Below are 8887 nucleotides of genomic sequence, written 5' to 3'. Positions count from 1 at the left end.
ATCAGTGGTCTGGCCCATGCAGCGGCTGCAAGGGTCGATCGTCAATGCCCAAGTGCCATCATTTGCGGTCACCGAAGTGCCTGATGTGCTCGCATGGTTTGCGTTCGTTCACAAGGATGCACTGCTCGCCAGCTTGGATACCTTGGTGTCAGAGGAAGCCGATGACGCCGCCGCATTGTCAGCCACCGAGCGCGAGACCCGTGCCGCCGTCGTGATGGGCGATCTGTTGGCGGTCGAGTACGATGAAGCGCGTCTGGTGTGGCAAGCACAGGCCGACAAGCTGCCGAGTGAGCATCGCAGCGACTGCGCACCGCAGGCGATCTTGCAGGTGCGCTTGGTGACGGCTCCGCGCACCAACAGGTCGGGCACCAGCCCGGAGCATGCGTTCAACATCATCGGCGTGCGGCGATGAACACCGATCGTGCTGCCGGGGGCTGCTGCCTGCATCTCCCCGGCATGCACGGGCGCGGGATTGGGCGACCATCTCCCGCGCCACCCTTAACACGAACCACGCTTCCGGGTCATGCTGCCCGGCAGCACGTCAGGGCGGCGCGCTCTGCTGGCGCAGGGTGTGCCGCCCGTCCGATCGCTCCGGCCCGCTCACCAATAGCCCCAGGGCCCGCCGTATCCGTAAGGTCTGTAGAAGCGGGCGGCCCCAGGTTCCTGGATTGCTTGCCAACCATAGTCGACCGGATAATAGCCGTAGGCGGGATAGTAGCCGCCGTAATACGGGCCGGGGTAGTAGCCGCCGTAGTACGGGCCGCCATAGTAGCCATATGCGCTGCTCGCGATCGCGCCACCGATTAAGGCACCAGCTAACGCGCCCGCTGCCCAACCCCCACCTCGAGGACCCCAGCCTCCGAAACCTCTGTATCCCCATCCGCCGCCGCGCCAGCCGCCCCACCGGATCTGGATCGAATTGTCGGCAACCATTGATTTCATGCTTGCCACGTTGGTCGGCAAAGGAGCCGCATAAAGCGTCGCGACGTTGCCGGCCATCAAGGCTCCGGCAAATCCGCCTACCAATACCATTCTGAGGGTACGCATGTTCTCCTCCGTCAGCTGTTAGGAGAGACCCACAGGCTAGGACAGCCTTGGGCAAACGCAAGATGGCGCGGCGCCGCGCCTACTCCTTCCGGCTTACGAGGGCTTCGAACCAATCACACCCTCCGCCGGATATGCGTCCTCCGTCAGCCCTGATGGTCGGTCCGCAGCGCATGGAAATCCGGCGTGCCGTCGTCGCGGGCGATCACGGCCTCGCCGTTGATCAGGAACGACGATGCCTGGATGCGGTTGGCAGCGTCAACGATGGCCGGGAAGCGGTCCGCCCAGTCATGGCCGTTGCGGGCGAAGCAGCGGACGCGCGAGCCATCCCGGCGCACCATCAGCCGGTAGCCATCGTGCTTGATTTCGTGAACCCAGAGCGGGCCGGACGGGGGTGGCACCGCCTTCAACGGCAGGCACGATGTTGAACTGGATAGAGGAACTCGGCTGGTCGGAGCCGCGTTGGTGATGCCGAAGATTGACGAAGCATTCCCAGCCGGGAGCATCATCCGCGACGCCACGCTGCACAACCTGATTGGAGAAGCTGGTTTCAGGCGAAATGCGACACCATCATGGCCACGATCTTGGAGCGCTCAGGCAACGGGGCGGACAAGAGCAACACGGAGGGCACATGAGAGACATTGTGAACGAAGACGGCGAAATCATCGCCAATGCAACGGATAACCACGGCTCGCGGTGGCGGCTAGCCTCGGTCAAAAACTGTTCTGGCAAGATACCGGCGAACCCGTGAAGGTTGATGCCTTCTTCAGGGCAAGTTCTCATCGACGTACAGCTTGAAGCGCTCGCGCGGCATTCATGCTGCCGCCGCGCGATCCTCTTTGTCGGCACCGCGCGCCACGATCCTGAGCGCGTCATCCGGCAATGGCCGCTGCAGCGCCTCGGCCTCATCCCACGGTGCGCGCATCCAAACGTCGCGCTCTTCGTCCGTCGTCAAGATCACCGGCATGGCTTTGGGGTGGATAGGTGCGACATCGCTTTCGGCGACGGTTGCATCTGTTGCGCTGTGCTGATTATGCGGCGAGTTCCTTGGCACGCGCTGCGAACTGCTCATAAGCCTCTTGAAGAGGATCACGCACGTCGATGAAGTATGACGCTCCGAGCCCGAGCAAAGCGTGCAAGTGCGCTCGCCCTCTACTCAGGTTCGGCGCGACCAATGGAATTGCCAAGCAAGGGTCATTCGGGTAGAGGCGCTTGTACTCGAAAAAGTTTGTGAACAGGTCAAGATTTCCCCCACCGAAGGTCTCGACGGGAGCCCCCTCGGCCCAGATCACTTCCTGTGTGTTGAGGACAATGTTGAAATATTCGATGGTTTCCATGTCCGGCGGCGCAGCCGGCGCGATGGACGCCCCGTTTACGAGATCCCTCACCTCCATGAGGAAGCCGTCGATAAAAAGGGCATGTCCCGGCGAGAGATAAAGGTCGGTGTGAGGCGTGTGATCGTCGATGGCGAAGCGCGAGACGCGGATTGGCACGACGCTCTTGGGCCAAGAAGCGCCACTCCGTCTAAAGGCGTTCCGCCCGATCCATTTTACCGGCAAATCCTCGCCGCGCATTGTTTTGACGAGATCGCCAATTCTAAGATCCTCGATCCGTGCCTCGCCACGCGAAGTCAGGATGCGCGTGCCCTTGAGGAAGCAGTGACCGCGACCGCCGCCTGAACCCTGACCCCAGCCTCCACCGTTACCGGGTTTGGCTTGAGAACTCGGCGGCGCGGCTATGGATGCGAGAGCTGCGATACCAGCTACTTTGGCGACAAACGCGGCGGACGCACCTATGAAGTGACGGCGTGCGGGGCTAAGCGGGTGTTGGTTATTGGAAGCAGACACGGCAGCCTCCTGCGGCGGTACAATACGGCCTTAGGGTCATCCAAGCCGGCTGTTGCGTCAATTAGGTTGATGCGAGTTCCCTTTGTTCTTGCGAGGTACCTCTTTCAGAGGGCGTGACGGAGCAAATGCGGGCAGCATACGACCGAACGATCCTCGACCCCCTTAACGTCACGCGACGTTGGCGAGTTACGCGCCGGTAGGCGGCGGCTTACCCCACCGCATCAAGACCATCTCGCGCTCGTTGCCGGCATTGCGAACCACCGGCCCGGATAATCCGGAAAGACGCCTGTCATCGGCGCGAGGTTGCCGACGTAGCGATTGACGACGCGAAAAAGCGCGGCGATGGCGGCTTGGTTCGTCGTGATGGAGTAGAGATTGCACATTGAGGGATGTTCGCGCTTTTCAGGCAAATGACAAACGCTCTCGCGGTGGACCCTTGCCGTGTTTAAGTCGGACGCCAATGTCAGGGGTTCCCGGCGGCCAGCTGAGAACAAGCCCGTGCGTTCGCGGTCCCCGCTGAAAAATCAGTTCCGAGGGCCTTCGGGTAAAACCGGGCCACGGCCACGGTCCGGTTGTCGAGCTGTCGAACAGGAAATCGAGCAACATGCCTTGCAGCTCCATGCGCACGCCGCAATAGGTGGCGGTTTCCGGATCGCGCAGCGGCGCGACAGCAACATCGAGACTGACCTTGAAGCCCTGGCCGATGTCGCCCCTGAAATATAGGCCCGCACGCTCGTCCCATCGGTCCTCGAAGAAAGCGCGACTGACCTTGTCGAGGTCAATTTTGCTGACCGCAGAAAGTCGCTGTCCGTTTTCCACTCCTCCGACCGAGTAAAAGATCCCGCAGGCAACCTTGAGCATCCAGAGTTCGAGCATCTCGCCGCTCACAAGGTGCAATATCGGCTTGCGCGATAATGTCTTGCGATCGAGATCGGTCAGGGCCAGGCGGAGCTTGCCGAAAATGAGGGCGGCCTCCTGGTCCAGCGGTCCCAGCGTCTCGTTATGGCGGCTGCAGAGTATCTTTGCCGTCAGGCTCGCCACAGAGGTTTCGAGGGCTTCGTCTACACCGAGCCATGGCATGCCGGTGACCCGGAGCGTGCTGCCGATCTGATCGAGAACCGATTTCGATACGTAGTGTTCGCGCGAGATGTCCTCGGAACAGTTTTGCGTTCCTCGCAGATAGCAGCTCGGGTGTGAGAATTTCGTGATCGCGCCCGGCGGTGTCAGCGACGGCATTTGCTTCCGCAGTCGACCGTCCCAATCGAGGTGGCATTTTTCGGCCGGTTGTCCGCTCCCGCAAAGGCAGGACGCCTTGACGTCAACCATCGGCTTGGCCTCGCCGCCGCCCTCGATAACCTTTCCGTCCTGCAGCAACCCCGTTGTCCGGGTCGGCGAAGGGGCGACTGGTGGCGTATTTCATCGGTTGGCCTGGTGCGACGGGAGCCGTTCGCCCCGCTCCCACATTGCATATTTCCGTGCCGTCCAGTCGCGCTGATCGCGCCATGACTGATAGTCGGCCTCGGTGCGTCTCGCCGAAAACAACCATCCATGCTTTCTCGAAGTCCGCGTGCGCCTGATCGAATGTCGCTGCTGTTCCGCCGCGCTGTTCGCCCGGGTTCGAGCCCGGATAGAAACCACAGAACCAAGCCCACCGCTCGGCGGCTCCGGGTGTGCCGACCGCGCGGGCGATGCTCCCGACATGCACGTCGCCGAAATGGATCAGCCAGCAGTCGGAGCGGTGCGGATCGCGGCGGTGCGTGAGCGGGGTCTGGTTCGAGGCCATGGGGACCATCAAAGCCGGTCGCCGCGCCCAGCGCAAATCGCCCTATGGCTGGTAGGCCCGAAACAATGTTGGATAATGAATTTCCGAATGAAAACAATGTTTTACTGCGGGCAACTTCGGTGGCTGAACGGACGAACACCAACCAGCCACAGGAGCAAGCCAGTGCGAAACCCCAAGCCCTTCACGGTCTTTCAGCAGGTCCCCGGCCAGAACGTCCCGAAGCCGCTGTTCATCATCCACGCCTATTCGCTTGAACAGGCCCGCGCGCTCGTCGCGGCAAAGGTAGCGGGCGTGACCATCGTTGTCGGCCCCGTCTCGCTAGACGGAGCAAGCCAGTGATCCCCGATACCCGCAACGGCCTTCCCGCGATGGCCTGTGTCTCAGCGATGCAGAAGGCGATCAGGCGCGGCATGGAGCGCGAAGCGATGCAATTCGCCGTCGAGTTGATCCACACCTCGAAGGCGTTCCACAGCATGGTCTGCAAACGCCTTGAGATCATCTCTCACGAAGATATCGACACGCAGGAGAACCCGGCCATCGTGCCGTTCGTCGCCACCGCCGTCGCGCAGGCAATGCGATGGTACGACGCGGAGAAGCCGGGCGCATCGCGGATGGCCATAGGCAATGCGATCAGGCTGATGTCGCGCGCCAAAAAGAGCCGTGAAGGCGATCACTTCGCTGCGGCTGTCGGGCTTCGGTCGATGCTGGAGGGTTTCGTCCCGACAATCCCGGACTGGGCCAACGATCGGCACACCATCGCCGGGAAAAAGCTGGGCCGTGGTCTCGATCATTTCCGCAAGGAAGGTGCGAAGCTGATACCGCCGCCGACCGCTGATGATCCCTACGAAGACGAAGCCTATCGGCTGTGGGCGATCAAGCAGCAGGGCAAATGATCACGCGCAAAGGAAGGTCATGGGCTGAAGGTTCGACTAGCCCTGACTTCTATTTGTGCGGCTGCGGGCGTACACTCCGCGCCGGGGTTGAGGGGGCTGCGAAGGAAATCCGTTTTGCGATGTTGGCAGTGTTTCAGGGTGCGCGCGCAGTCCCCATCTAGTCGGCAGCGGGCATAACCATCATGGCCACCAAAAATGCCCCGACGCTTCTTCAAATCAAAATGACCTGCCGTCATGTTATTGAATTAAGAAAAACAGGCATGACGGAAAACATCGCGATCCGCCTGCTTGAGCAACTTACAAACATGTACGGAAAATTCCGCGTGCTTGGCCATGTTAGCCCGGACCACGCAGATCAATTTGACCACTGGTCCAAGGCTGCGCGTAAAGCCAAGGCGGCTAACCTAAAAGGCAAATATGGCCTGTACCTGCGGGTTGAACACGGCACGCCCCGGCGAGATTTCGCCCGCGAAGTGCTGGCCACGTACAAAAAGGGGAAGTTGACAAAGGGATGGATGGACCGCCACTGCAAACGGAAATGGAAAATAGCGGTCATCACTCACGACGAGGACTTGCGGCTGAACAAGCTTAAACGTGAAACCTATTCCAGTCCCGATAAGCGTTGGGCTGCGGCGAAAATAGAATTCTAACCACGTGCTTCGGCGCGGTGACTGCAACACCTCCGAACGATCCATTGTCGCCCCCTCGATCATCGGGAGCCGCGATTTCTTCCACACCGCGCCGCTGCGGGTCAACGCGCCAGCAGCAGCGCTAGCAGCGCGACCGCGATGGCGACCGCCGCGACGAAGATCGCGGTCTCGACGCTCGACATGCGCCAGATCGCGCACCCGCCTTTGTGTACCAACCGGCATAAAATAAAGGCGGGAATGAAAAACTGTAAATATATTTACGCGGGGCCGTCGCGCGGTCCCCGCATTAATTCACGCCCTCAGAAGGACCCTGATGACCGATGCGGATGGTTCGCCATCTTTGACGGTCCCCACCAGCGTCATCCGTGCGGCTCATGCTTCGTCGTGCCGCCCGTGCCTGATGTCGTCGATCTTGCCAACGGCAACCACCGCCATCATCAATGCACCGAGGTTGCCGCCGATGACGAGGCCAATAGTCAGTCCGCCGAAAAAATCCATGACACGCCTCCCGTTAGTGCGCCGCCGAGACGCTGCATCATCCAGCGGTATTAGTCGCCAGCGTTTTCGGTGAAGCTCGCATAGCTGGCCGGGGAATTGAAGGGGCTATGCCGATGTCGGCAAGCGACCGTCGTGGCGGCATCTGGTCATCCGCGATGATACCAGCCGCGCGTTTGAGCCGGGCAACGCCGGATGGCGAGTTGCAGAGCGGTATCGATGGGCGCGACCGACCGCTCGGACAAGTTGATGCCGCAATCCGTTAGCGGGCGCGTTAGCTGCCGTTACACGGTATCCGCGCGGCTCCGGTCAGGCGCACCGTCATGACCTCGCCGGGGCCAGTGAAATTACTTAGCTGCGCCGGGAGTTGTCGCCGCTGGAGCTGCGCCCGTAGTCGTACCTGTGCGCCGCTCCTCACGTCGGTCGGTGCGCCCCGTGCGACGGTCGTCACGCCGCTGTTGCCGCCCTGTACGTCGGTCCTGACGCCGCTCCATACCAATTGTTTGGGCCTCAGCTTCGGATACTGCCAGTACCGTAGGAGCCGCCGCGAGGCCGAACGCAGCTGCAAAACCCACCAGAGAAAGGGCCTTCCGACGAGAGATCGCTTCCGACTTCATAATTGCGCTCATGTCAAACCTCCCTGACTGGATGAACCATCTGCCAGTGCATCCACCCCGGCTCGGCCTACATTGATCCACATCAACAGGGGGACCGCTCGCGACGACGACAGGCGGCAGACATCGGGCAGGTCAGCATCGAGAGGGCCGCAGGAAGGCCGTACAACGCGCCGCAGCGGCAGGGCTACGGACCACCGGGCAAGCCGCGCCAGCGCACAGGCGGCCCACGCGCCACCGGAGCGCAGCCCGACCAGATCAAGCCGTTCCGGGCGCAGCCCCAACTCTCGCCCAAACGGCAGGATGTGAAACTAGGGCCTATTAGGGCCCGGCGCGTTTCCGCCAGCAGCCCGGCGCGGGCCGCCAATCCATAGAAACCCTTAATTCGCAGAGGTTTCTAGAGTTTTCCCCAAGGGCAAAAAATCGCTAGACTTCAAGTCGTGTGGTCCTGGCACCCGTTGCTGGTGTCAAGCTGGCGGAGGTTTTTCGAGCCCAACCGGGCTTTCGATAGGCCATCAATTCGTCAGCGACGGAGGCAAGACGAATTCGTCTCCGGGGAGAGAGGCAATACGTTCTAATTGGCCTGGTGCTTTGCTCAAGAAAGCCAATTCTCGACCTTCAAGCCGCGAATGCGTTTGAACTCGGCGGTGTTGGCGCTCACGATGGTGGCGCCGGTCGCGGTGGCGTGCGCGGCGATCAGGAGATCGTTCGCTCCAATGGGCTTTCCGGCCGTTTCCAGCTCGGCGCGGATGCCGCCGTATTCGGTATCGGCGGGAACGTCAAATGGGAGGATATCCATTTCGGCGAGCAGGTCTTCGACCGCCTTGAGCAACCGCGTTGAACCGCTCTTCGCGCAGCCATAGCGCAATTCCGCCGCCACGATAATGCTGGTGCATATATTGCCCTCGCCTCGTCTGGCGATTTGCTTCGCGGCTTTGCCCCGCGGGTTTCTGACCAGGTCGGAGATGATATTGGTGTCCAGCATGTAAAGCGTCAAAGCACGCGCTCCGGCGGCGGCACGGGGTCGTCGATCTCGGGAAAGCTCTCGTCGATCGGCTTCATCGACTTGAGCAACGCAACCAGTCCGCGCTTGCGCACCGGTTCGATCACCAGGCGATCGCCGTCGCGGTGCATGATCGCCTCGTCGCCCGGCAGTTCGAATTCGACGGGAATACGGACCGCCTGGTTGCGGCCGTTGCGGAATAGCTTGACGTGGCGCTGGTCGGCCATCGGACGTCCCTTAAGCATATGCCATAGACATATGTCGATTTGAGTCCTGCTGCAAGGGCATTTCCGCTCTTCTGCAGCCGGTTGCCTGTCGGGCAAATCACCACCGAATTTCGTGTCCAGCCCCTCTTGCAAAAATATTCTGCTTTTCCGAAACCCCAAATCAGCTGCATATCTCCGCCATCCCGTCCTTCAGAGGGGCGTATCATGATCGTCGCGAACGTTGGGTACGGGATGCGGTGGACGCGGCAGCGTCGGGCGCGAAACGCAATCGCAGGGCGGGGCCATCCATTGAGCGAACCCCGTGAGCGGTCAGGCGGCGCGCGGACGAACG

Annotated in this window: 12 protein-coding genes and 2 pseudogenes; 4 read left to right on the top strand and 10 right to left on the bottom strand. The window is 61.2% G+C overall.

The window, feature by feature from the left end; translation table 11 throughout:
- On the top strand, positions 1 to 412 hold a 412-nt coding region (locus N554_RS41300; protein ID WP_197033797.1), incomplete at its 5' end, for a hypothetical protein.
- 188 nt (positions 413 to 600) lie between these two features.
- Here the strand turns inward: N554_RS41300 and N554_RS0129590 are convergent.
- The 7 genes and pseudogenes from N554_RS0129590 to N554_RS37630 all read right to left on the bottom strand — a co-directional run bounded on the left by N554_RS0129590 (position 601) and on the right by N554_RS37630 (position 4674).
- The gene (locus N554_RS0129590; protein ID WP_036054546.1) at positions 601 to 1047 is read right to left on the bottom strand and encodes a hypothetical protein; all 447 of its coding nucleotides are present in this window, start codon (positions 1045 to 1047) and stop codon (positions 601 to 603) included.
- A 143-nt stretch (positions 1048 to 1190) separates the two neighbouring features.
- Complete coding sequence (locus tag N554_RS36670) at positions 1191 to 1445, bottom strand: ATP-dependent DNA ligase (RefSeq protein ID WP_245283755.1); 255 nt, start codon at positions 1443 to 1445, stop codon at positions 1191 to 1193.
- Positions 1446 to 1858: 413 nt separating this feature from the next.
- Positions 1859 to 2035 (bottom strand): annotated as a pseudogene (locus N554_RS37635) (SOS response-associated peptidase); the annotation flags it as partial.
- A 40-nt stretch (positions 2036 to 2075) separates the two neighbouring features.
- Positions 2076 to 2891: a Hint domain-containing protein gene (locus N554_RS0129570; protein WP_029586757.1), complete on the bottom strand. Its 816-nt coding sequence runs from the start codon at positions 2889 to 2891 to the stop codon at positions 2076 to 2078.
- A gap of 198 nt (positions 2892 to 3089) precedes the next feature.
- Positions 3090 to 3274 (bottom strand): annotated as a pseudogene (locus N554_RS42465) (SOS response-associated peptidase); the annotation flags it as partial.
- Positions 3275 to 3293: 19 nt separating this feature from the next.
- A complete protein-coding gene (locus N554_RS0129560) occupies positions 3294 to 4265 on the bottom strand; it encodes a hypothetical protein (RefSeq protein ID WP_029586756.1) in 972 nt (323 codons plus the stop codon).
- Positions 4210 to 4674 carry a hypothetical protein gene (locus N554_RS37630; RefSeq protein WP_051677780.1) on the bottom strand — a complete coding sequence of 155 codons (465 nt, stop codon included), beginning with the start codon at positions 4672 to 4674 and terminating at the stop codon, positions 4210 to 4212. The genes N554_RS0129560 and N554_RS37630 overlap by 56 nt, the downstream gene beginning before the upstream one ends.
- 162 nt (positions 4675 to 4836) lie before the next feature.
- On the opposite strand from N554_RS37630, the gene N554_RS36660 reads away from it, so the two are divergent.
- The 3 genes from N554_RS36660 (at position 4837) to N554_RS0129545 (ending at position 6217) form a co-directional block, all read left to right on the top strand.
- Positions 4837 to 5013: a hypothetical protein gene (locus N554_RS36660; RefSeq protein WP_156042184.1), complete on the top strand. Its 177-nt coding sequence runs from the start codon at positions 4837 to 4839 to the stop codon at positions 5011 to 5013.
- Entirely contained in the window at positions 5010 to 5567 is a 558-nt protein-coding gene (locus N554_RS0129550) for a hypothetical protein (RefSeq protein ID WP_036054542.1), read from the top strand. Before N554_RS36660 ends, N554_RS0129550 begins: the two co-directional genes overlap by 4 nt.
- A gap of 182 nt (positions 5568 to 5749) precedes the next feature.
- Positions 5750 to 6217: a hypothetical protein gene (locus tag N554_RS0129545; RefSeq protein ID WP_156042183.1), complete on the top strand. Its 468-nt coding sequence runs from the start codon at positions 5750 to 5752 to the stop codon at positions 6215 to 6217.
- Positions 6218 to 6589: 372 nt separating this feature from the next.
- On the opposite strand, the gene N554_RS42780 is transcribed toward N554_RS0129545, so the two are convergent.
- The 3 genes from N554_RS42780 to N554_RS0129520 all read right to left on the bottom strand — a co-directional run bounded on the left by N554_RS42780 (position 6590) and on the right by N554_RS0129520 (position 8556).
- A complete protein-coding gene (locus tag N554_RS42780; protein ID WP_256378767.1) occupies positions 6590 to 6715 on the bottom strand; it encodes a hypothetical protein in 126 nt (41 codons plus the stop codon).
- A gap of 1206 nt (positions 6716 to 7921) precedes the next feature.
- Positions 7922 to 8311, bottom strand: a complete 390-nt coding sequence (locus N554_RS0129525) for a type II toxin-antitoxin system VapC family toxin (protein WP_029586753.1) — start codon at positions 8309 to 8311, stop codon at positions 7922 to 7924.
- An 8-nt stretch (positions 8312 to 8319) separates the two neighbouring features.
- A complete protein-coding gene (locus N554_RS0129520) occupies positions 8320 to 8556 on the bottom strand; it encodes an antitoxin (protein WP_029586752.1) in 237 nt (78 codons plus the stop codon).
- Positions 8557 to 8887 lie beyond the last annotated feature (331 nt).

The sequence above is a fragment of the Bradyrhizobium sp. URHD0069 genome (assembly GCF_000701345.1).
Taxonomy (GTDB): domain Bacteria; phylum Pseudomonadota; class Alphaproteobacteria; order Rhizobiales; family Xanthobacteraceae; genus Bradyrhizobium.
This window is presented reverse-complemented; position numbering and strand designations above follow the sequence as displayed.

Coding starts and splice junctions, on each gene's coding strand:
- N554_RS37630 (WP_051677780.1), bottom strand. CDS start 4,674: ATGGCCTCGAACCAGACCCCGCTCACGCACCGCCGCGATCCGCACCGC.
- N554_RS0129545 (WP_156042183.1), top strand. CDS start 5,750: ATGGCCACCAAAAATGCCCCGACGCTTCTTCAAATCAAAATGACCTGC.
- N554_RS0129520 (WP_029586752.1), bottom strand. CDS start 8,556: ATGGCCGACCAGCGCCACGTCAAGCTATTCCGCAACGGCCGCAACCAG.
- N554_RS0129590 (WP_036054546.1), bottom strand. CDS start 1,047: ATGCGTACCCTCAGAATGGTATTGGTAGGCGGATTTGCCGGAGCCTTG.
- N554_RS0129525 (WP_029586753.1), bottom strand. CDS start 8,311: ATGCTGGACACCAATATCATCTCCGACCTGGTCAGAAACCCGCGGGGC.
- N554_RS42780 (WP_256378767.1), bottom strand. CDS start 6,715: ATGGATTTTTTCGGCGGACTGACTATTGGCCTCGTCATCGGCGGCAAC.